This is a genomic window from Cupriavidus yeoncheonensis (assembly GCF_905397275.1).
GTDB lineage: Bacteria > Pseudomonadota > Gammaproteobacteria > Burkholderiales > Burkholderiaceae > Cupriavidus > Cupriavidus yeoncheonensis.
This window is the reverse complement of sequence record NZ_CAJPUY010000003.1, coordinates 273,337-293,727: the sequence shown is the minus strand read 5'-3', so window position 1 is coordinate 293,727 and position 20,391 is coordinate 273,337. Positions and strand designations below refer to the sequence as shown.

Here is a 20,391-nt window from a genome sequence, read left to right as displayed (position 1 = left end):
CGCCATTGTCGCCGCAGCCGCGCGCAGCGGAAAGCGTTCACGTATCCAGATCATCACACGTCATCTCGAATCCCGGCGCGCGCGGCATGGGCGCCGACCGTCCGTCGCGCCTTCCAGGGCCACATTGCAAACTCCAGGTATCGAATCAACTGATCTCGCTTCCCTTTATCCCACACCGGCTGCGGGAATAGGATCAACTCCAACGGAAAACCCACCCCAACTGGAGACAAGATCATGGCAAAGATGAGAGCAATCGACGCGGCCATCGCGGTGCTGGAGAAGGAAGGCGTGACCACGGCATTCGGCGTGCCGGGCGCGGCCATCAACCCGTTCTACTCGGCCATGCGCAAGACGGGCAACATCAACCACGTGCTGGCCCGCCACGTCGAAGGCGCCTCGCACATGGCCGAGGGCTACACCCGTGCCGAGCCGGGCAATATCGGCGTTTGCGTCGGCACCTCGGGCCCCGCCGGCACCGACATGATCACCGGCCTGTACTCGGCCTGGGCCGATTCGATCCCCATCCTGTGCATCACCGGCCAGGCCCCGCGCGCGCGCCTGTACAAGGAAGACTTCCAGGCCGTCGACATCGAGTCGATCGCCAAGCCCGTGACCAAGTGGGCCGTGACCGTGCGCGAGCCGGCACTGGTGCCCCAGGTGTTCCAGCAAGCCTTCCACATCATGCGTTCGGGCCGCCCGGGTCCGGTGCTGATCGACCTGCCGTTCGATGTGCAGGTGGCCGAGATCGAATTCGATGTCGACACCTACCAGTCGCTGCAGCCGTACAAGCCGGCCGCCTCGCGCGCCCAGATCGAGAAGGCCATCGCCATGCTCAACGCGGCCGAGCGGCCGCTGATCGTGTGCGGCGGCGGCGTGATCAACGCTGACGCAGCCGACCTGATGGTCGAGTTCGCCGAGCTGGTCAACGTGCCGGTGGTGCCGACGCTGATGGGCTGGGGCGTGCTGGCCGACGACCACCCGCTGCAAGCCGGCATGGTCGGCCTGCAGACCTCGCACCGCTACGGCAACGCCACGCTGCTGGCGTCGGACTTCGTGATGGGCATCGGCAACCGCTGGGCCAACCGCCACACCGGCAGCGTCGACGTCTACACCAAGGGTCGCAAGTTCGTGCACGTCGACATCGAGCCCACCCAGATCGGCCGCGTGTTCGGTCCGGACCTGGGCATCGTGTCGGACGCCAAGGCCGCGCTGGAACTGTTCGTCGAAGTCGCCCGCGAAATGAAGATGGCCGGCCGCCTGCCGTGCCGCAAGTCGTGGGTCGCCGACGTGCAGAAGCGCCGCCGCACCATGCAGCGCAAGAGCGATTTCAACAACGTGCCGGTCAAGCCGCAGCGCGTGTACCGCGAGATGAACCAGTACTTCCCGCGCGACGTGCGCTACGTCAGCACCATCGGCCTGTCGCAGATCGCCGCGGCGCAGTTCCTGTCGGTCAACGAGCCGCGCCACTGGATCAACTGCGGCCAGGCCGGCCCGCTGGGCTGGACCATCCCGGCCGCGATCGGCGTGAAGACCGCCTCGCCGGACTCGGACGTGGTGGCGATCTCGGGCGACTACGACTTCCAGTTCATGATCGAAGAGCTGGCCGTGGCCGCGCAGTTCAAGGTGCCGTACATCCACGTGGTGGTGAACAACTCCTACCTCGGCCTGATCCGCCAGGCACAGCGCGGTTTCGAGATGGACTACTGCGTGCAGCTCGCGTTCGACAACGTCAACTCGCCTGAGCTGAACGGCTACGGCGTGGACCACGTCAAGGTGGTCGAAGGCCTGGGCTGCAAGGCGATCCGCGTGTTCAAGCCGGAAGACATCGCCCCGGCCTTTGCCGAGGCGCGCGACCTGATGGCCGAGTTCTCCGTGCCGGTGGTCGTGGAAGTGATCCTGGAACGCGTCACCAATATCGCGATGGGCACCGAGATCGACAACATCAACGAGTTCGAGCCGATCGAGGACCTCGAGGACATCGAAGAAGCGATCCTGAAGGAAGAAGTGGAAACGGCGTAAGCAAGCCTCCCCAAGCGGCGCGGGCAAAAAAAACCAGCCCGCGCCGCTGTCGGCGCCCCCAGTTTTTGCAGCACGCGCAGTAATGGCTCCGCACCGGCGGAGCGACAACCACAATTAAACCGGAGAGATTCATGACCAAACTTGCGGCAAACCTCACCATGCTGTTCAACGAAGTCGGCTTTCTCGACCGCTTCGAAGCCGCTGCACGCGCGGGCTTCCGCGGCGTGGAATTCCTGTTTCCGTATGCGTTCCACGCGGACCAGATCGCGGACCGCCTGAACCGTTTCCAGCTCGACCTGGTGCTGCACAACCTGCCGGCCGGCAAGTGGGATGCGGGCGAGCGCGGCATTGCCTGCCACCCGGACCGTGTCGGCGAGTTCCAGGACGGCGTGGGCGAGGCCATCAAGTACGCCAAGGTGCTGGGCGTGCGCCAGCTCAACTGCCTGGTCGGCATCCAGCCGCAGAACGTGAAGCGCGAGCAGGCGCAGGAAACGCTGGTGGAGAACCTGCGCTTCGCCGCCAACGCGCTGGCCGCCGAGCATATCGACCTGCTGATCGAGCCGATCAACACCTTCGATATCCCGGGCTTCTTCCTGTCGCGCACGCAGCAGGCCGTGGACCTGATCAACCAGGTCAACGCGCCCAACCTCTACGTGCAGTACGACATCTATCACATGCAGCGCATGGAAGGCGAAATCGCCAACACCATCAAGGCCAACCTGCCGAAGATCAAGCATGTGCAGCTGGCCGACAACCCGGGCCGCAACGAGCCGGGCACGGGCGAGCTGAACTACCCCTTCCTGTTCAAGTACCTGGACGAGATCGGCTACACCGGCTGGATCGGCTGCGAGTACAAGCCGAAGACCACCACCGAAGCCGGCCTGGGCTGGCGCGCCGCCCACGGCGTGCAGTAACAACGTGCAGTAACGGGTTACCGCCCACGCTATCCATCACAGACTTAACATCCAATCGGAGACATCAACATGGCAAACCAACGCAATATCGGCTTCATCGGTCTGGGCATCATGGGCGCACCGATGGCGGGGCACCTGCGCGCAGCCGGCCACACGCTGTTCGTGCATGACGTCAACCCGGCCCCGCAGGTCCTGGTCGATGCCGGCGTGACCGTGTGCACGAGCGCCGAGGAAGTCGCCAAGCGCGCCGACATCATCGTCATCATGGTGCCGGACACCCCGCACGTCGAAGCCGTGCTGTTCAGCGAGAAGGGCGTTGCCGCCGCGTTCAAGGCCGCCGGCAAGGAAGCCAGCTACAGCAAGATCGTGGTCGACATGAGCTCGATCTCGCCGATCGCGACCAAGGATTTCGCCGCGCGCATCAACAAGCTGGGCGCCTCGTACCTGGACGCACCGGTGTCCGGTGGTGAAGTGGGCGCCAAGGCTGCCTCGCTGACGATCATGGTCGGCGGTCCGGAAGAAGCGTTCGACCAGGTCAAGCCGCTGTTCGAGCTGATGGGCAAGAACATCACGCTGGTGGGCGGCAACGGTGATGGCCAGACCACCAAGGTGGCCAACCAGATCATCGTCGCGCTGAACATCCAGGCCGTGTCCGAAGCACTGCTGTTCGCGTCGAAGGCCGGTGCCGATCCGGCACGCGTGCGCCAGGCGCTGATGGGCGGCTTTGCCGCGTCGCGCATCCTGGAAGTGCACGGCGAACGCATGGTCAAGCGCACCTTCGACCCGGGCTTCCGCATCGAACTGCACCAGAAGGACCTGAACCTCGCGCTGCAGGGCGCCAAGGCGCTGGGCGTGGCACTGCCGAACACCGCGACCGCGCAAGAGCTGTTCAACACCTGCGCCGCGAACGGCTTCGGCAAGGCCGACCACTCGGCCCTGTGCCGCGCGATCGAGATCATGTCGAACCACGACATCGCCAGCGCCAAGTAAGCGCGTCGTTGTACACGCACTTCCCGCAGTAACCGCAGTACCCGCAGTACCTGTAGTTGCAGCAAACGCCGTCCCCTGCGCCGGGGACGGCCTCAGTTTCAGTTCCCAGGATTCCCCATGCTCGACACCGAAACCAGCGCCGCCCTGCTGACCCCGCAGCGCCCCAGCCTCCAGCCGCGTGCCCTGCTGCGCGACCTGTTCGATACCGCCGTGGCGTCGGTCAGCGCCAGCCACTGCCTGCCCCCGCACCTGCCGCAGCCGCCCAAGGGCCGCACGGTGGTGATCGGCGCCGGCAAGGCCGCCGCCGCGATGGCGCAGGCTGTCGAAGCCCACTGGCAGGGCGAGCTGAGCGGACTGGTGGTGACGCGCTATGGCCACGGTGCCGACTGCAGGCGCATCGAAGTCGTCGAGGCCGCGCATCCGGTGCCCGATGAAGCCGGCGCCCGCGCCGCGCAGCGCATGGTCGAACTCGTGCAGGGCCTGAGCGCCGACGACCTCGTGCTGTGCCTGATCTCCGGCGGCGGCTCCGCCCTGCTGGCCGCGCCCGCGCCCGGCATCTCGCTGGCCGACAAGCAGGCCGTCAACAAGGCGCTGCTGCGCAGCGGCGCGAGCATCGGCGAGATGAACTGCGTGCGCAAGCACCTGTCCGCGCTCAAGGGCGGCCGCCTGGCGCTGCACTGCGCGCCGGGCCGCGTCGAGACCCTGCTGATTTCCGATATTCCCGGCGATGACCCGACGCTGATCGCAAGCGGCCCGACGCTGCCCGATGCGACCACCTGCGCCGACGCGCTCGCCGTCATCGCCAAGTACGGCATCGATGTGCCAGCCAATGTGCGCGCGCACCTGGAGAGCGGCGCGGGCGAAACGCCCAAGCCCGGCGACGCCCGCTTTGCCGGCCACCGCAGCGTGACGCTGGCCACCGCGCAGCAGTCGCTCGAAGCCGCGGCGGCGCGCGCGCGCGAACTCGGCTTCGAGGCGCACATACTGTCCGACTGCATCGAAGGCGAGGCCCGCGACGTGGCCGTCGTGCATGCCGCCATCGCACGCCAGATTGCGCAGCACGGCCAGCCGTTCAGCAAGCCATGCGTGCTGCTGTCCGGCGGGGAAACCACCGTCACCGTGCGCGGCAAGGGCCGTGGCGGCCGCAATGCCGAGTTCCTGCTGTCGCTGGCCGTCGCACTCGACGGCCTGCCCGGCGTGCATGCGATTGCGTGCGACACCGATGGCATCGATGGTTCCGAAGACAACGCCGGCGCCCTGCTCACGCCCGACACGCTGACGCGTGCCGCGGCACGCGGCCTGTCGGCCCGCGCGCACCTGGAAAACAACGACGGCTATGGCTTCTTTGCCGGCGTGGACGACCTGATCGTCACCGAACCGACCCGCACCAACGTGAACGACTTCCGCGCGATCCTCATCGTCTGAGCATCGCCGCCGAACCGAATAGACGAATCGCATTGCCGAATCGCATTGCATCACCGGCGCGCCGCATCCGGCGCGCCGTTCCGAGAATGGAAGAGGAGACATCATGAGACGCCAGCGCAAAGCCAAGATCGTTGCCACGCTCGGTCCCGCGAGCACCGATATCGCGGTGATCCGACAGCTGTTCGAAGCCGGGGCCGACGTGTTCCGCCTGAACTTCAGCCACGGCACGCATGAAGATCACCGCGCACGCTACGACGCCGTGCGCCAGATCGAAGCCGAGACCGGCCGCCCGATCGCGGTGCTGGCCGACCTGCAGGGCCCCAAGCTGCGCATCGGCGTGTTCGCCGCGTGCAAGGTGGCCGTGCGTGCCGGCGATACCTTCGTGCTCGACAGCGACCCCACGCCCGGCGACGGCACGCGCGTGCACCTGCCCCACCCGGAACTGTTCCGCGCGGCGCAGCCCGGACAGTCGCTGCTGATCGATGACGGCAAGGTACGCCTGGCCATCGAAGCCGTGGCAAGCGGCAGCATCACCACGCGTGTGGTGAACAACGGCACGCTGTCCGACCGCAAGGGCGTGAACGTGCCCGACGCGGTGATCCCCATTCCCGCGCTGACCGACAAGGATCGCAAGGACCTGGACTTCGCGCTGTCGCTCGGCGCCGACTGGATCGGCCTGTCGTTCGTGCAGCGCCCGTCCGACATTGTCGAAGCGCGCGAGATCGTCGGCACGCGTGCCGGCATCCTGTCGAAGATCGAAAAGCCGGCCGCGCTGCAGCAGCTCGAAGAGATCGTGCGCGTGTCGGACTCGGTGATGGTTGCGCGCGGCGACCTTGGCGTGGAACTGCCGCCCGAGCGTGTGCCTGGCGTGCAGAAGCGCATCTTGCGCGTGTGCCGCCAGCTCGGCAAGCCGGTGGTGATCGCCACGCAGATGCTCGAGTCGATGATCGACTCGCCGGTGCCGACGCGTGCCGAAGCCTCCGATGTGGCGAGCGCGATCTATGAAGGCGCCGATGCGGTGATGCTGTCGGCCGAGTCGGCCAACGGCCGCTATCCGGTGCCGGCGGTGTCGATGATGAACCGCATCGTCACGGAAGTGGAACGCGATCCGCTCTATCGCAACCTGCTCGACGCCCAGCACGAAACGCCGCTGAACACGCGCCAGGATGCCATCTGCGCGGCGCTGCGCGAAGTCACGCAGATCATCGGTGCCGCGGCGACCGTGACCTATACGTCGTCTGGCGCCACGGCGCTGCGCGCGGCGCGCGAGCGGCCGTGCGCACCGATCGTCAGCATCACGCCGAACCTCGAGATCGCGCGCCGGCTGGCGATTGCCTGGGGCGTCCACTCGACCGTGAGCCCGGATGTGAAGAGCGTCGACGAGATGGTCGAAGCGGCCACGCGCGCAGCGCTGGTCGAAGGCTATGCCGCGCCCGGCGACCAGATCACGATTGCCGCCGGCATGCCGTTTGGCCAGGGTGGAACGACGAACCTGCTGCGCGTGGCGGAAGTCAGCGGCAATGCGGTGGCCGCGGTGGGCTCCGCCCGGGAGGCTGCCACGGTCTGATCCGCCTTTTTGTAACTGCCGGGGCACTGGCCGTGCCCCGGTGGTGCCCCGCTTGTGCCGATTGCCGCCCGCCACCCGCGAGAGCCTTCTCCAAGGCTGCGCGGGTGGCGTTTTTTTTGGGGAACGGGTTGCTGGAAACCTGATGAATTGTCCTGCCTGGCGGGTACCCGGCCCCTACGTATGCCGCCAATCCTCGTTGCTATACTTCACTACCTACCCGTCCCCCAATCCCCCGGAGCCCCCCATGCGTCTCGATGACGAGTCCGAAAGCCAGAACGTTGAAGACCGCCGCGGCGGCTTTGGCGGTGGCGGGTTCGGTGGTCCGAAGACCATCGGCATCGGCACGGTCATCATCGCCCTTGCCGCTTCTTACTTCTTTGGCATCGACCCGTCGGTCATCATGCAGGGCGCGTCGGTGCTGCAGGGCCAGCAGGCACCCCAGCCGCAGCAACAGGCCAACCGGCCGCCGGCCAATGACCAGCTGACGGTGTTCACGAGCAAGGTCCTGGGCAATACCGAGCGGACATGGGAGCACATCTTCGAGACCGAGCTGAACCGCCGCTACGAGCCGCCCAAGCTGGTGCTGTTCTCGCGCGTGACACCGACCGCGTGCGGTACGGGGCAATCGGCCATGGGCCCGTTCTACTGCCCCGGGGATCACAAGGTCTATATCGACCTGGCTTTCTATGACGAGCTGCGCCGGCGCTTCGGCGCGGGCGGCGATTTCGCGCAGGCATATGTGATCGCGCACGAGATCGGCCACCATGTGCAAAACCTGCTGGGCGTCTCCGACAAGGTCGATGCCGCGCGCCGGCGCATGGGCGAGGCGCAGGCCAACCAGCTTTCGGTGCGCATGGAGTTGCAGGCCGACTGCCTGGCCGGCGTCTGGGCCGCCAACGCGCAGCGCGCCAACCAGCAGCTGCTGGAGCCGGGCGATATCGAGGAAGGCCTGAAGGCCGCCGCCGCCATCGGCGACGACCGGCTGCAGAAGCAGGCGCAAGGCTATGTGGTGCCGGAAGCTTTCACCCACGGCACCAGCGAGCAGCGCGTGCGCTGGCTGCGCCAGGGCCTGACCACGGGTGATATCCGCAAGTGCGATACCTTCGCCGCGCGCCAGCTCTGACCCGTCAAGTGTGATGCGGACGTTGTTCGCAACATAGTCCCTGTCGCCACCGTGCCGGGCACGCTGGCGATCCCGTTGCGCCATGCGTGGATGGCAAGAGGCACTGCGCGACGAAGCGCACGCACGCACGATTGCACGAACGCACGGCAGCCACCGCACCGGATGTGGGTGTCAGGTCGTGATCATGGGGGGAAAAATCGCCTGCCCGGCGCAGAGAGAAGGAGGAGGAGGTCAGCCGGGCAGGCGGGAGAGAAAACTTGCGGCCACCTTCGGTGGCCGCTGCAGGTTCTGGAGAGAACCCTGGCGAGTGCGTCAGACGCGGTAGCCGTAGAGCGAGCCGTCGCCGGTGCGCGAGTTGTCGGTCGAGCTCGCCGAGATCTCGCCACTAAATACCGCTGCTCCGTCCGTATAAGGGTTGAAGCGGTCTGTGCGCGCTCCGTCCGTGTAAGGGTTGTAGCGGTCCTTGCGCGCGCCGTCGGTGTAGACGTCGTACTTGCCTTGCTTGGTGCCGTCCACGAACGGGTCGAACTTACCCACCTTCAGTGCATCAGCGTAGACATCGAACTTCCCAGCCTTGCTGGTCGCGGCGGGCGCAGCGATCGACGCGGCCGATGCGACCAGGGCCGCCAGCACGAACGCGCCGCCAAGAATGCGTTTGGCGATCATTTCGGACTCCTTCAACTGATTTCGTCTTTCTTTGTGTGAGCAGCTAACTTCTTGCCCCTACGCAATCTTTGTTGCGATGTGAGCACGGACTGAAGCTTAGTCACTGGCTACGTCATCGGAAATGACGCTGCGACGAATGGTGAGTTGTTAGTCGTGAAACGACGGACCTGCTGACGAACGGTGCGTGTGGATCGCCATCCGCACGGGACGCGCCCATGGGCATGCGGGCCCGCACGTGCATGCCGCGCGGTGCCCGTTCCACAGGGTCAAAGCGTGTACTGGCCGCTGGCCTCCGGCTGGAACGTGATCCCGGTGATCGTCACGTGCTGTTCGCGGCCATCGGGCATGCGGTAGCTCACGGTCTGGCCCGCGCGTGCGCCCAGCAGCGCCTGGCCCACGGGCGACAGCACCGACAGGCGGCCGGCATCGAAGTCGGCTTCATCGGGGTAGACCAGCGTCCACTGGCGCGGCGCCGGGTCGCCTTGCAGTGCGCAGACCAGGCGGGAGTTCATGGTGACCACATCGGTCGGGATCTCCTGCGGCGCCACGATTGCCGCGCGCGCGAGCAGCGCATCGAGCATATCGGCCATCTGGCCGGCGCCGGGGCGGCTGGCCATGCGCTCCAGGCGCGTGACGTCGAGTTCGGTCAGGTAGAGGGTCGTTGCGGTCGGGTTGGTGGCCGTCATGGCTAATCCTCCGTCAGGGGTCGGTGGCGGTCAGGTTGGGCCCGGCACGGCAACCGGACGGCATTGCCGACGGCCCATGCGGGAACATCAGGAAACAGTGAAATCAGTGCCGGCGTTGCAGCGTCACGCGGCGCCGGCAAGGCGCCTCGGTGTCACGACGCAGGCGTGAGGCTCGAGCCCGGTTCGGCCCGGGCCCTGGTGGGGACTGTCAGGCTGGGAACCGGGCGGGATCAGGCGGAGCGCTGACCCGGCGGCGGGGCGTCATGCGCGTGGCCAGTGCGCCGGCGCGTGCGCGTACCTGCCGCGCGGGGCGGGCAGGTGCGGTGGGCAGCGAATGGCGGGCTGGCATGGCGGTCACGCGGATAACAGGAATCAGGATCAGGAAAGGAAACCCGGAACGGATCGCGGCAACGGCAAGACGTCGATTGGCGAATCCGGCAATTCAGGCTTTGCTCGTATCAGCACCGGTGTGGTGCAGGAACGGGAACGGCCATCGTAGCACAGGCAGGTGGTATCGGCGGCGCTTCAGCTGGCCTGGCCCGTTGCGTGCGCGTGGCATTCGCACGGCGCGCCGGCCGCGGCCTGCTGCAGGTTCTGCAGGATGCCGCATTCGCTGGCGGCCTGGTGCTGGTGGTGGCAGGTCTCGCGCAAGGCGCGCAGCTGGCTCTCCAGCGCTTCCAGCGCCACGCGCTGTGCGTGGATCTGCTCGATCTGGCGGTCCAGCAAGGCGTTGACGTCGTCACAGTCCTGCGACGGGTTGCGCTCGAAATCGCGCAGCCGGCGCACGTCCGACAGGCTCATGCCCAGCGAACGGCAGTGCCGCACGAAGTTGAGCTGCATCAGGTGGGTGTCGCCGTAGCGGCGATAGCCGTTGTCCTCGCGCTGCGGCGCGTCGAGCACGCCTTCGCGTTCGTAGTAGCGGATGGTTTCAACATCGCAACCGCTGTGCCGGGAGAGTTCGCCGATTCGCATGGGACTGGAATCTCTGTAGTGACTACGGCGTTTTGCATAGTCTAGCGCAGAAGCGGGTCGCGTGCCGGAGCGGCGTCAGCGGCACCCGTTCATGCCGCGTGCTTCGTCGCGCAGCGTCATCGTGCGCGGCGCCAGTGCGGCGCGGATATGTTCCGCGGCCAGTTCGGGCCTGGCCGTGCCGCACATGAAGATATCCACAGCCGCGAAGCCGTACTCGGGCCATGTATGGATGCTGATGTGCGATTCCTTGAGCAGCAGCACGCCCGTCACGCCAAGGCCCGGTCCGAAGTGCTGGAAGCGCGCATCCACCGGCGTCGCGCCGGCCGCCCGTGCCGATGCGTACAGTACGCGCTCGACCAGCACCGCATCGGTCAGCAACGCCGGCGCGACGCCTTGCAGGTCGAGCAGCAGGTGGCGGCCGAGCACGGCCGGGCACGGCAGTTGCGGCGCGTTCACGGGGCCGGCCTCACTTGTGCCCGCCGCCCGACGACCAGCTGCCACCGCCGCTGCTGCCGCCCCATACGCGGCCGGAACCGCCCGAGCCGCCGGACTTGTAGTCGGTGCCGGAACCGAGGTTGTAGAAGGTTGCGCCGAACAGCACGATCAGGCCGTAGATCAGGTAGAGAAGTCGCACGTCATCAGTCCTTGGCTGACCAGTGGCCCACCAGCCACAGCGGTACCCACAGCAGCAGCAAGCCGAAGGCCAGCGTGACCCAGCCGCCGTCCTTCACCAGTGCCACCGGCACATTGAGGATGGCCAGGACAATCGCGTACCACTTCGCCGCCTTGCGGCAGAAGGCCAGGTCGGAGTGGTCCGGCTTCCTGCGCATGGCGGCAGCCGGCTGGGCGGCGGCCGTGGCCAGCGCCTTGTTGCCCGGGAACCATTGCGCGACCTGCGTACGCGTGACCCGGGTCGAGCGCGTCCAGACAATCTCGGTGTCGGACGTTTCACGCGTGAGCCGCAGCGCGGGCGCGCCGAACTCCGTGAGCTGCGTGCTGTCGCCCACGCGCACGCGCCAGTTGAACGTGCCCGCGGCATAGAGGACTTCGCTGCGATAGTCGAAGCCCTTGCGAAAGTTCCTGCCTTGCAGCGTGGCCACGTCCGCCGAGGCCATGCGCGGCCAGGTGTCGAGCACTTCGACCTTGTCCCAGCCGTCGTCCTGCTCCACCAGCCAGAACATGCCGCGCTCCTCGTTGAAGAGCAGGTACTCGACCCACGTCGACGCTTCGTCCTCGTCGTTGTCCGTGCATTGCATCAGCCCGAGGACGGCATGGGGCTTGCCGCCGATATTGCCGACATCGCCCGGAGCCAGGCTGGTTTTCAGCGCCTCCAGCTCCTTGTGCTTTTCCAGAACGATGGCGGTGGACGTGGTGCAGTCCACCTCACTATGGCAGCTGCCACAGACCACGAAGCTGGCCATGCCGGCGCGATAGGCGATCGGGCTGCCGCAGTTCGGGCAGGCCAGCGCTACGGTCTTGCCGCGATAGCGGTCCGCCGTGCGGCCGACTTCATCGGGGGCACGCAGCAGCTGGGCCTTGAGCTGGTCCAGCGTGACCAGCTGGCCCGTGTAGACGGCCGGCGGATAGCCGTCGGCGTAGTCGAGCGTCAGGAAGCGGCCTTCATCGCGGAAGTCGGCCACCTGCGCGGTCCAGCCCGCGCCGACCACGAACGGCAGCTCGCCTTCGCCGCCGGTGCAGCGCGCGGTGCGCACGTCGCCGGCAAGCCAGCGGCGCTTGTCAAAAAACAGGCTGGTACCCGGGCTCAGCGACTCGAACTTCGGCGCCTGGTCGAACTGCGCGGCCGCCGCCTGTTCCGGCGAGACGCGGCGCGTCAGCATGTACTGGCCCGAGGCATCGGCGAGCCAGCCGTCGCTGCCGTCGTCGAACAGCAGGTACCACTCGTTCCACAGCCCGGCTTCGTAGCGCAGCTGGATGCGCCCGACCAGCGTGAAGCCCTGCCCCTGCCACTGGCCCGACGCATGGAGCTGCAGCGGCGTGTAGTCTTCGAGCACGGCCGACATCTTGCCGATGTCCTTGACGGACTCGGCGTCCTTGACCAGCGTGCTGTGGCAGTACTCGCATACGGCCATGACGGCGGCGGAGGAACGGAACGCGACCTCCGCGCCGCAACCGGGACAGTTGACCTGTTGCATGCAGTCCCGTCAGCCGACCAGCTTCTTCAGGATCTCCGCCTTGGCGCTGTCGAACTCGGCCTGTGTGATCAGGCTCTTGTCCAGCAGTTCCTTGAGCTTCTGCAGGCGTGCGGCAGGATCCTCCGGAGCTGCAGCCGCAGCCGCAGCGGTGGGCGGCACCGCAGGAGCGGGTACGCCCGGCGCGCCCGCTGCCCCCGCACCGGCCAGGCCGCCGGCCATGGCCTGCCCCATCACCGCGCCCGCGGCCAGGCTGGCGCCCAGGCCCGCCACACCGCCCTCGTTCTGCGCGGCCAGCGGGATCGAGCTGGCGACCTGGTACTGCGTGTACTTCGCCATATCCCCCATCATGCCCATCGAGATGCGCGTGTCGATGGCCTTCTGCAGCTCTTCCGGCAGCGAGACATTGGTGACCGCGAAATTGTCGAGCGCCACGCCGTAGCGCTCGAACTCCGGCGCCAGCCGCTCGCGGATGGTCTGCGACATCAGCGCCTGGTTGGCGGCCATGTCGAGGAACGGCAGCGACGACGCGCCGAGCGCGTTGGTCATGGTGGCGATCAGCAGGTTGCGCAGCTGCTCTTCCACTTCATCGCGCGTGTATTCTGCGCGCGTGCCGCTGATCTCGCTGTAGAACCTGGCCGGATCGGAGACCTTGTACGAATACAGGCCGAACGCGCGCAGCCGCACCATGCCGAAGTCCGCGTCGCGGATGGTGATGGCTTGCGGCGTGCCCCACTTGCGGCCGATCTGCAGGCGCGTGCTGAAGAAGTAGACATCGGACTTGAAGGGCGACTCGAACAGCTTGTCCCAGTTCTTCAGGTAGGTCAGCACCGGCAGCGTCTGCGTGGTGAGCTTGTACATGCCGGGCCCGAACACGTCGGCGATCTTGCCTTCGTTGACGAACACCGCCATCTGCGACTCGCGCACGGTCAGGCTGCCGCCGTACTGGATTTCCATGTCCTCCATCGGGTGGCGCCAGGCCAGCACGCCGTCGGTGTCCTCCGTCCACTGGAGGATGTCGATGAACTGCTTCTTGATGAAAGAACCGATGCTCATGTCAGGTCTCCTATGGCGTGGATGCGAGCGAAGCGCATGTCAGGACAGGCAGGCCGCGTTGATCGCGCCCACGGTGACCGAGATGGTGCCCATCAGGGCGCCCATGCCGATATTGTCGGATTCGATGGCGGCGTCCATTTCCGGCAGCGCGCGCGTCAGGCCGGCGTAGACCAGCGCCTGCACCACCATGGCGCCGACCGCCCACATCAGGAACGTCGGAAAGGTGTCGTTGTGCTGGATCGACGACGACAGCGTGAAGCAGAATCCAAGGATCGCGCCGCCCAGCGACAGCGCTGCCGCGATGTTGCCCTGGCGGATCAGCGCGAACTCGTGGAACGGCGTGATCCTGGTGTAGACTCCGACGAACACGGCAAGCAGTACAAGGCTTGCCAGCAGGTGCAGAGCGTAGGCGTAGATCGGTTGCATGCTGTTTCCTGGCGGTTGTCGACAGCGCCGGTGTCCGCTGACATGGGGCCCGATATGGAACCCGACATGGAACCCGATATGGGATAGGGGGACACGTCAGAGGACATTTGACTACGATTGCGCCGGCAGCGCGCGAATGCGCCGCAAGTATATCCGCAGTCTCATCCGCCCGATCTCCCGAACTTCGCAAATTCCCCAGACCGCCGCCTGATGCGCGACCGTACCCTTGTCATTTCGGTGTTGATCGTGGCCTCCTGCGGGCTTGGCTACGAACTGATCGCCGGCGCCCTGTCCAGCTACCTGCTGGGCGATTCCATCCTCCAGTTCTCGTCGATCATCGGCTGCTACCTGTTCGCCATGGGCGTGGGCTCGTGGCTGTCGCGCTATGTGAAGGACGAGGACGTGCTCGCGCGCTTCATCGACATCGAGGTGCTGGTGGGCCTGCTCGGCGGCATCTCGGCGGCTCTGCTGTTCGTGGTGTTCGCGTGGCTGTCGGCGCCGTTCCGCACGGCGCTGTACGCGCTGGTGTTCCTGACCGGCGTGCTGGTGGGCATGGAGATCCCGCTGGTCATGCGCATCCTCAACGCGCGCCGTGCCGCCTTCAGCGATCTGGTCAGCCGCGTGCTGACGTTCGATTACCTGGGCGCGCTGGCGGTGTCGCTGGTGTTCCCGCTGGTGCTGGCGCCGAGGCTGGGCCTGTCGCGCACAGGCTTCCTGTTCGGCATGCTCAACGCCGCCGTGGCGCTCTACACCACGCGCCTGTTTCGCGACGAGCTGCCACAGGTGCCGCTGCGCACGATGCGCGCGCTGGTGGTGATCGCGCTGCTCGGCGCGGGCTTTGCCGGCTCCGACCGGCTCACGCACTGGGCCGAGCGCGGGCTGTTCGGCGACGAGATCATCCACAGCGAATCGACGCCCTACCAGCGCCTGGTGATCACGCGCTGGAAGGACGACCTTCGTCTCTATATCAACGGCAACCTGCAGTTTTCCTCGCGCGACGAGCACCGCTACCACGAGGCGCTGGTGCACCCCGTGCTGCAGGCGCTGCCGTGGGCGCGCACCGTGCTCGTGATCGGTGGCGGCGACGGCCTGGCGCTGCGCGAGATCCTGCGCCATCGCCAGATCGAGCATGTGACGCTGGTTGACCTGGACCCGGCCATGACCACGCTGTTCTCGCACAGCGCGCCGCTGCGCGCGCTCAACCGGGACTCGCTGCGCGACGCGCGCGTGACGGTGGTCAACGCCGATGCCGCGCAATGGATGGAGCAGAACGCCGAGGTGTTCGACGCGATCATCGTCGACCTGCCCGACCCGTCCAACTTCGGACTCGGCAAGCTGTACTCGGTGCCGATGTACCGGCTGCTGTCGCGGCACCTCGCCGAGAAAGGCTATGCCGTGGTGCAGTCCACCTCGCCGTACTACGCGCCGCGCTCGTTCTGGGGCATCGACGCGACGCTGCGCGAAGCAGGCCTGCATACCTGGCCCTACCACGCCTATGTGCCGTCGTTCGGCGAATGGGGGTTCATCCTCGCCGGCAAGCGCGGCGACTACACGCCGCCCGCGCGCTACGACATGCCGATGCGCTTCCTGGATGCGGACAGCACCGCGCTGATGTTCCGCTTCCCGCCGGACATGGCGCCGCGCGCGGGCCACGCGAACCGGCTTAACGAGCAGTCGCTCGTGCATGACTTCGAGCGGGACTGGGGCAATGTCATCCGCTGACACGTTGACAGGCGCACAGTGATGGATCGCCGCACGTTCCTGGTCGGCGCGTCCGCCGCGGTGGCCGGCTGCGACAGGCTGGGCGATGCCTCGCGCCGCTTCCTGTCCGGCGCCGGATTGTACGAGCCCGCCCCGGTTGTGCTGCGGCCCGGCATGGCACAAGGCCACGCCCTGCGTGATGCCGCGCAGTGGCCGCAGCCCGACGGCGAGCTACGCACGGAGGTCGCGATCCTCGGCAGCGGTGCCGCGGGCCTTTCCGCGGCCTGGCAGCTCGCGCGCGCCGGACTGCGCGATTTCATCGTCATCGACGGGCCCGAATTCGGCGGCAACACGGCGGCCGGGCAGTTTGGCGACCTGGGCTTTCCGCGCGGCGCGCACTACCTGCCGCTGCCTTCGGCGGAATCGACCCATATGCGCGAGATGCTCGCCGACGTCGGCGTGATCGAGCAGGATCCGTTCGGCATCCGCCCGCGCTTCGATGAGCGCGTCATCGTGCATGCGCCCGAGGAGCGCCACTTCCGCAACGGCCAGTGGCATGACGGCCTGCTGCCGACCGAGGCACTCGATGCCGGCGAACGCGAGCAGCATGCGCGCTTCTTCTCCCGCATCGGCGCGCTTCGGGACGCGCACGGCAATGACGGACGCAAGGTCTTTGCGATCCCGCTCGCGCTCGCTTCGCGCGACCCGAAGTGGACATCGCTCGATGCGCGCACCTTCCGCCAGTGGCTGCTCGACGAAGGCTTCACGTCGCCCACCTTGCATGCGTATGCCGACTACTGCTGCCGCGATGACTACGGCGCGGGCTACGGCGCCGTGTCGGCGTGGGCGGGACTGCACTACTTCGCGAGCCGCGGTGGCCATGCCCGCAACGCCGCGGACGGCGCCGTGCTGACCTGGCCGGATGGGTTGCACGGCATGGTGTCGAAGTTGACGGACCGCATCGACGCGCTGACGGGCCGCTCGGACTGGCATCGCGCGGGCATGGCGCTCAGGCTCGACGAATCGCGCGAAGGCGTGGATGTGCTCTGCACGGGCATGGCCGACGGCGACGGCACGCCGCGCACCTTGCGTCTGCGCGCCCGCCGCGTGATCTGCGCGATGCCGCTGCATGTGGCCGCACGGCTGACTCCGCTCGCGCGCTTCGGTTTCGATCCGGCGCGCCATCTGCCGCCGCATGCGGCCTGGCTGGTGTCGAGCTTTTACCTGCGCGGCTTTCCCGCGGAGGCGCCGGGCGTGCCGCTGGCCTGGGACAACGTCGTCCACGGCTCGCGCGCGCTGGGCTATGTGGTGGCGACGCACCAGCTGATCCGGCAGGCGCCGCCGGCGCGCACGGTCTTCACGGCCTATTGCCCGCTCGACCACGGCGAGCCGGCCGCCATCCGGCGCTGGCTCGCCGACGCCAGCCCTGCCGAACTGATGGACCATGCCGTGACCGACCTGCGCGAAGTCTACGGCCGCGGCTTCTGGCGCCACGCAGACCGGGTGGAGATCACGGCACGCGGCCATGCCATGGCTTCACCGCTGCCGGGCTTTCTCGCCAACACCGGCACGGCCGCGCTGCGCGCCGTGGATGGGCCCATCCAGTTTGCGCACGCCGATTTGTCTGGCCTGTCGGTGTTCGAAGAGGCGGCCTGGTGGGGCACCCGGGCCGCCGTGCGCATCGTTGGCTAGCGATCATTACGGCGCCGCGCACGCCGGCACCATCCTGTAGAATTCGTAGCGTCCACAATGAATTTGCTGTCGCGTGCGCACCATCCGGCTCTTCCTGCTGGTTCTGATGCTGGCCTTCCTGCCGTTCCAGGCATGGGCCGGTGCAGTCGCGTACGTACCGGATGCTGCGGCCAACCTCGCACAGCATGCGAACAGCCATCCGGCCGGATTATGCAAGGCGGCGGAAGGTACCGCGCCCTGCAGCACTTCGCCGACCGACCTTGCCGAAGCGCCTGAGACGTCGCCAGCCGGCATCGACCTCGCGGAGCAACTTCTGCCCGCGCCCGAGTTTCGCGTTGCCGCCGGTCCCGCCCAATCCGGGCCGCCGCGCTACGCGGGAACTGCCCTGCCGGACCCCGACCTTCCGCTCCTGCCGCGCCCTCCGCGCGGCTGATCCCCACCTGCGCGGCATTCGCCGCGCATGACCGTTCCTGCGCGCCGTGCCGTTATGGCGCCGCGCGCGCCTGCGGCCCGTCCGCGCCTATCCCGTTGTCCTGTCTTCCACTCTCATGAAACGCGTCCTGCTTTTCCTGGCGACCAACCTCGCCGTCATGCTTGTCCTCAGCATCACCGCCAGCGTCCTTGGCGTGAACCGCTTCCTGACCGCCAACGGTCTCAACCTCGGCATGCTGCTCGCCTTTGCCGCGCTGATGGGCTTCGGCGGCGCCTTTATCTCGCTGCTGATGTCCAAGACCATCGCCAAGTGGTCCACCGGCGCGCAGGTCATCACGCACCCGGGCACCAGCACCGAGCTGTGGCTCGTGCAGACCGTGCAGAAGCTGTCGCAGAAGGCCGGGCTGCCGATGCCGGAAGTGGCGATCTACGAGGGCGAGCCCAACGCGTTTGCGACCGGCGCGACCAAGAACAGCTCGCTGGTGGCGGTTTCCACCGGCCTGCTGCAGTCGATGTCGCATGACGAGGTGGAAGCCGTGCTCGCGCATGAAGTGGCGCACGTGGCCAATGGCGACATGGTCACGCTCACGCTGATCCAGGGCGTGGTGAACACGTTCGTGATCTTCCTTGCGCGCGTGGTCGGCTACTTCGTCGACTCGATGCTGCGCAAGAACGATGAGGAGTCGAGCGGGCCCGGCATTGGCTACATGGTCACCGTGATCGTCTGCGAGATCGTCTTCGGCATCCTGGCCAGCATCATCGTCGCCGCCTTTTCGCGCCGCCGCGAATTCCGCGCCGACGCGGGCGCGGCCGGCCTGATGGGCTCGCCGACGCCGATGGTCGCCGCGCTGCGCCGCCTGGGCGGCCAGGAGCCGGACGGCCTGCCGCAGAACATGCAGGCCATGGGCATTGCCGGAGGGAAATCGTGGGTGGCGCTGTTATCAAGCCATCCGCCGATCGAGCAGCGCATCGCCGCGCTGCAGTCGGCACGCTGAAATCCGATCCATCGCTGCGACCCGTCCAGGAGGGCCACGGCGGCCCCGGGCGGACACCGCAGGCATCCTGTCAGGGGGCGAGAGATGCAAGCGAAGCTGTTGGACACTACCAGTACCGCGTGGCGCGCCGCCCTGGAGCGCTGCAGCCATGATTGCCATCACACGCCAGCCTGGATGAAGGCCGCCGAGCGCAGCGATGGGGGACGCGCTTTAGCCGTGCACGTGACGAGCGGCTCCCACGCGTTGCTCATTCCCTTGGTCCGCCGCAATCTCACCGCGTGCCTGTGGGATGCCACCTCGGCCTACGGATACGGCGGCCCGCTCGTGAGCAGGGGGGCGCCCGCGGAATTCGCGGATGCCGCGTTCCGTGCCGCGATGGACATATTGCGCGAAGCCGGCTGCGTGTCCTGCTTCCTGCGCCTGCACCCGCTGCTCAACAAGCATTGGAAGAGTTCGCTCGGGCTGGTGCTCGAACAGGGCCTGACGGTGTCGATCGACCTGTGCAAGCCGCCCGAAAAACTCTGGCAGGAAACGCAGTCGCGCCACAAGCTCGGCATCAACCGGGCCCGGCGCGCGGGTGTGACGGTGCGGCTGGACCGGGAATTCGACACGCTGTCGCGCTTCATCGAGCTCTACAACCAGACCATGACGCGCCGCTGCGCGACGGATTACTACTTTTTCGACAGGCAGTACTACCGTTCGCTCGTGGACGGGCTCGGCGACGACCTGCTGTTGTTCGTCGCCGAGGAGGCGGGCCATGTCATCGGTGGAGCGCTGTTCACGCTCGCGCGGCAGTCACGCATCATGCAGTACCACCTGTCGGGGTCGGACTGGGACTACCGCCATCGCCAGCCGACCAAGATCATCATCCACACCGCCCGCGAATGGGGCCGCATGCATGGCTTCTCGCGGCTGCATCTTGGCGGCGGACTCGGTTCCGCGTCCGATTCGTTGCTCGAGTTCAAGCGCGGATTCTCGCCGGACACGCATATGTTCAGCACGCAGCGCGTGATCGTCAACCGGGAGGCATACCATGCCCTGTCGGTGGGCCGCACGGCTTCGGCCGGCGATCTCCATGGCTATTTCCCGGCCTATCGGCGGCCCATCGCTAACAAGGTGCCCGCAAGCAGCAGGCTGCCCGCGCTCACTCCGTGACGCGGGCGCGCTGCGCCTTCACCTGGCTGCGCTGGTTCTTGCCTTCGAGGCGCCGCTTGCGTGAAGCGAGTGTCGGACGTGTCGGGCGGCGCGTGCGCGGCGGTGTCGCCACGCTGAGCACCAGTTCATGCAGGCGCCGGATGGCATCGTCGCGGTTCAGTTCCAGGCTGCGGTGCTGCTGGGCCTTGATGACCACCACCCCGTCACGCGTGATGCGGTGGTCATGCAGTTGCAGCAGGCGCTCCTTGTGGTCCGGCGCGAGCGAAGACGCACGCACGTCGTAGCGCAGGTGCACCGCGTTGGACACCTTGTTGATGTTTTGTCCCCCCGCGCCCTGCGCGCGGATCGCGGTGACGTCGTACTCGTGGTGGGGGATGAGGAATTCGCCGGACATGCGCGCATCATAACAAGGCGCATGCCCG

At 67.2% G+C, this 20,391-nt stretch carries 20 protein-coding genes; 11 read left to right on the top strand and 9 right to left on the bottom strand.

Features of this window, described 5'->3' with window-relative positions; all coding sequences use genetic code 11:
• Nucleotides 1-234 precede the first annotated feature (234 nt).
• From gcl to ypfJ, 6 genes are all read left to right on the top strand, one after another.
• Nucleotides 235-2,019 carry a glyoxylate carboligase gene (gene gcl, locus KHO22_RS05730; protein ID WP_211946137.1) on the top strand — a complete coding sequence of 595 codons (1,785 nt, stop codon included), beginning with the start codon at nt 235-237 and terminating at the stop codon, nt 2,017-2,019.
• A gap of 131 nt (nt 2,020-2,150) precedes the next feature.
• Nucleotides 2,151-2,933: a hydroxypyruvate isomerase gene (gene hyi / locus KHO22_RS05725; RefSeq protein WP_211946136.1), complete on the top strand. Its 783-nt coding sequence runs from the start codon at nt 2,151-2,153 to the stop codon at nt 2,931-2,933.
• Between the two features lie 69 nt (nt 2,934-3,002).
• A complete protein-coding gene (gene glxR / locus KHO22_RS05720; RefSeq protein ID WP_211946135.1) occupies nt 3,003-3,923 on the top strand; it encodes a 2-hydroxy-3-oxopropionate reductase in 921 nt (306 codons plus the stop codon).
• A 117-nt stretch (nt 3,924-4,040) separates the two neighbouring features.
• A complete protein-coding gene (locus tag KHO22_RS05715) occupies nt 4,041-5,348 on the top strand; it encodes a glycerate kinase type-2 family protein (RefSeq protein ID WP_211946134.1) in 1,308 nt (435 codons plus the stop codon).
• Nucleotides 5,349-5,451: 103 nt separating this feature from the next.
• On the top strand, nt 5,452-6,915 hold the full coding sequence (gene pyk, locus KHO22_RS05710; RefSeq protein ID WP_211946133.1) for a pyruvate kinase: 1,464 nt from the start codon (nt 5,452-5,454) through the stop codon (nt 6,913-6,915).
• Between the two features lie 244 nt (nt 6,916-7,159).
• A complete protein-coding gene (gene ypfJ, locus KHO22_RS05705) occupies nt 7,160-8,038 on the top strand; it encodes a KPN_02809 family neutral zinc metallopeptidase (protein ID WP_211946132.1) in 879 nt (292 codons plus the stop codon).
• Nucleotides 8,039-8,350: 312 nt separating this feature from the next.
• Here the strand turns inward: ypfJ and KHO22_RS05700 are convergent, their stop codons facing one another.
• From KHO22_RS05700 to KHO22_RS05665, 8 genes are all read right to left on the bottom strand, one after another.
• Nucleotides 8,351-8,704, bottom strand: coding sequence for a hypothetical protein (locus KHO22_RS05700; protein ID WP_211946131.1), 354 nt, complete (start codon nt 8,702-8,704; stop codon nt 8,351-8,353).
• 266 nt (nt 8,705-8,970) lie between these two features.
• Nucleotides 8,971-9,390, bottom strand: a complete 420-nt coding sequence (gene rnk, locus KHO22_RS05695; protein WP_211946130.1) for a nucleoside diphosphate kinase regulator — start codon at nt 9,388-9,390, stop codon at nt 8,971-8,973.
• A 525-nt stretch (nt 9,391-9,915) separates the two neighbouring features.
• Nucleotides 9,916-10,362 (bottom strand): Cd(II)/Pb(II)-responsive transcriptional regulator, encoded by a 447-nt coding sequence (locus tag KHO22_RS05690; protein ID WP_211946129.1) that lies wholly within the window; start codon nt 10,360-10,362, stop codon nt 9,916-9,918.
• A 75-nt stretch (nt 10,363-10,437) separates the two neighbouring features.
• A complete protein-coding gene (speD, locus tag KHO22_RS05685) occupies nt 10,438-10,818 on the bottom strand; it encodes an adenosylmethionine decarboxylase (RefSeq protein ID WP_211946128.1) in 381 nt (126 codons plus the stop codon).
• 10 nt (nt 10,819-10,828) lie between these two features.
• Entirely contained in the window at nt 10,829-10,996 is a 168-nt protein-coding gene (locus KHO22_RS05680; protein WP_211946127.1) for a hypothetical protein, read from the bottom strand.
• A gap of 4 nt (nt 10,997-11,000) precedes the next feature.
• Nucleotides 11,001-12,515, bottom strand: coding sequence for a DUF4178 domain-containing protein (locus tag KHO22_RS05675; RefSeq protein WP_211946126.1), 1,515 nt, complete (start codon nt 12,513-12,515; stop codon nt 11,001-11,003).
• A gap of 9 nt (nt 12,516-12,524) precedes the next feature.
• Nucleotides 12,525-13,568 carry an SPFH domain-containing protein gene (locus KHO22_RS05670; protein ID WP_211946125.1) on the bottom strand — a complete coding sequence of 348 codons (1,044 nt, stop codon included), beginning with the start codon at nt 13,566-13,568 and terminating at the stop codon, nt 12,525-12,527.
• A 39-nt stretch (nt 13,569-13,607) separates the two neighbouring features.
• Nucleotides 13,608-13,994, bottom strand: a complete 387-nt coding sequence (locus KHO22_RS05665) for a DUF350 domain-containing protein (protein ID WP_211946124.1) — start codon at nt 13,992-13,994, stop codon at nt 13,608-13,610.
• Between the two features lie 210 nt (nt 13,995-14,204).
• Between KHO22_RS05665 and KHO22_RS05660 the strand changes: the two genes are divergently transcribed.
• The 5 genes from KHO22_RS05660 to KHO22_RS05640 all read left to right on the top strand — a co-directional run bounded on the left by KHO22_RS05660 (nt 14,205) and on the right by KHO22_RS05640 (nt 19,969).
• On the top strand, nt 14,205-15,716 hold the full coding sequence (locus KHO22_RS05660) for a polyamine aminopropyltransferase (RefSeq protein ID WP_211946123.1): 1,512 nt from the start codon (nt 14,205-14,207) through the stop codon (nt 15,714-15,716).
• A gap of 21 nt (nt 15,717-15,737) precedes the next feature.
• A complete protein-coding gene (locus KHO22_RS05655) occupies nt 15,738-17,387 on the top strand; it encodes an FAD-dependent oxidoreductase (RefSeq protein WP_211946122.1) in 1,650 nt (549 codons plus the stop codon).
• A 73-nt stretch (nt 17,388-17,460) separates the two neighbouring features.
• Nucleotides 17,461-17,820, top strand: a complete 360-nt coding sequence (locus KHO22_RS05650; RefSeq protein ID WP_211946121.1) for a hypothetical protein — start codon at nt 17,461-17,463, stop codon at nt 17,818-17,820.
• Between the two features lie 115 nt (nt 17,821-17,935).
• Nucleotides 17,936-18,814 carry a protease HtpX gene (gene htpX / locus KHO22_RS05645; RefSeq protein ID WP_211946120.1) on the top strand — a complete coding sequence of 293 codons (879 nt, stop codon included), beginning with the start codon at nt 17,936-17,938 and terminating at the stop codon, nt 18,812-18,814.
• An 84-nt stretch (nt 18,815-18,898) separates the two neighbouring features.
• The gene (locus KHO22_RS05640) at nt 18,899-19,969 is read left to right on the top strand and encodes a GNAT family N-acetyltransferase (RefSeq protein ID WP_211946119.1); all 1,071 of its coding nucleotides are present in this window, start codon (nt 18,899-18,901) and stop codon (nt 19,967-19,969) included.
• Here the strand turns inward: KHO22_RS05640 and arfB are convergent.
• Nucleotides 19,959-20,363 carry an alternative ribosome rescue aminoacyl-tRNA hydrolase ArfB gene (gene arfB / locus KHO22_RS05635; RefSeq protein ID WP_211946118.1) on the bottom strand — a complete coding sequence of 135 codons (405 nt, stop codon included), beginning with the start codon at nt 20,361-20,363 and terminating at the stop codon, nt 19,959-19,961. The two genes, KHO22_RS05640 and arfB, sit on opposite strands and share 11 nt — an antisense overlap.
• Nucleotides 20,364-20,391: the final 28 nt, after the last annotated feature.

Coding starts and splice junctions, on each gene's coding strand:
- gcl (WP_211946137.1), top strand. CDS start 235: ATGGCAAAGATGAGAGCAATCGACGCGGCCATCGCGGTGCTGGAGAAG.
- hyi (WP_211946136.1), top strand. CDS start 2,151: ATGACCAAACTTGCGGCAAACCTCACCATGCTGTTCAACGAAGTCGGC.
- glxR (WP_211946135.1), top strand. CDS start 3,003: ATGGCAAACCAACGCAATATCGGCTTCATCGGTCTGGGCATCATGGGC.
- KHO22_RS05715 (WP_211946134.1), top strand. CDS start 4,041: ATGCTCGACACCGAAACCAGCGCCGCCCTGCTGACCCCGCAGCGCCCC.
- pyk (WP_211946133.1), top strand. CDS start 5,452: ATGAGACGCCAGCGCAAAGCCAAGATCGTTGCCACGCTCGGTCCCGCG.
- ypfJ (WP_211946132.1), top strand. CDS start 7,160: ATGCGTCTCGATGACGAGTCCGAAAGCCAGAACGTTGAAGACCGCCGC.
- KHO22_RS05700 (WP_211946131.1), bottom strand. CDS start 8,704: ATGATCGCCAAACGCATTCTTGGCGGCGCGTTCGTGCTGGCGGCCCTG.
- rnk (WP_211946130.1), bottom strand. CDS start 9,390: ATGACGGCCACCAACCCGACCGCAACGACCCTCTACCTGACCGAACTC.
- KHO22_RS05690 (WP_211946129.1), bottom strand. CDS start 10,362: ATGCGAATCGGCGAACTCTCCCGGCACAGCGGTTGCGATGTTGAAACC.
- KHO22_RS05675 (WP_211946126.1), bottom strand. CDS start 12,515: ATGCAACAGGTCAACTGTCCCGGTTGCGGCGCGGAGGTCGCGTTCCGT.
- KHO22_RS05670 (WP_211946125.1), bottom strand. CDS start 13,568: ATGAGCATCGGTTCTTTCATCAAGAAGCAGTTCATCGACATCCTCCAG.
- KHO22_RS05665 (WP_211946124.1), bottom strand. CDS start 13,994: ATGCAACCGATCTACGCCTACGCTCTGCACCTGCTGGCAAGCCTTGTA.
- KHO22_RS05660 (WP_211946123.1), top strand. CDS start 14,205: ATGCGCGACCGTACCCTTGTCATTTCGGTGTTGATCGTGGCCTCCTGC.
- KHO22_RS05655 (WP_211946122.1), top strand. CDS start 15,738: ATGGATCGCCGCACGTTCCTGGTCGGCGCGTCCGCCGCGGTGGCCGGC.
- htpX (WP_211946120.1), top strand. CDS start 17,936: ATGAAACGCGTCCTGCTTTTCCTGGCGACCAACCTCGCCGTCATGCTT.
- KHO22_RS05640 (WP_211946119.1), top strand. CDS start 18,899: ATGCAAGCGAAGCTGTTGGACACTACCAGTACCGCGTGGCGCGCCGCC.
- arfB (WP_211946118.1), bottom strand. CDS start 20,363: ATGTCCGGCGAATTCCTCATCCCCCACCACGAGTACGACGTCACCGCG.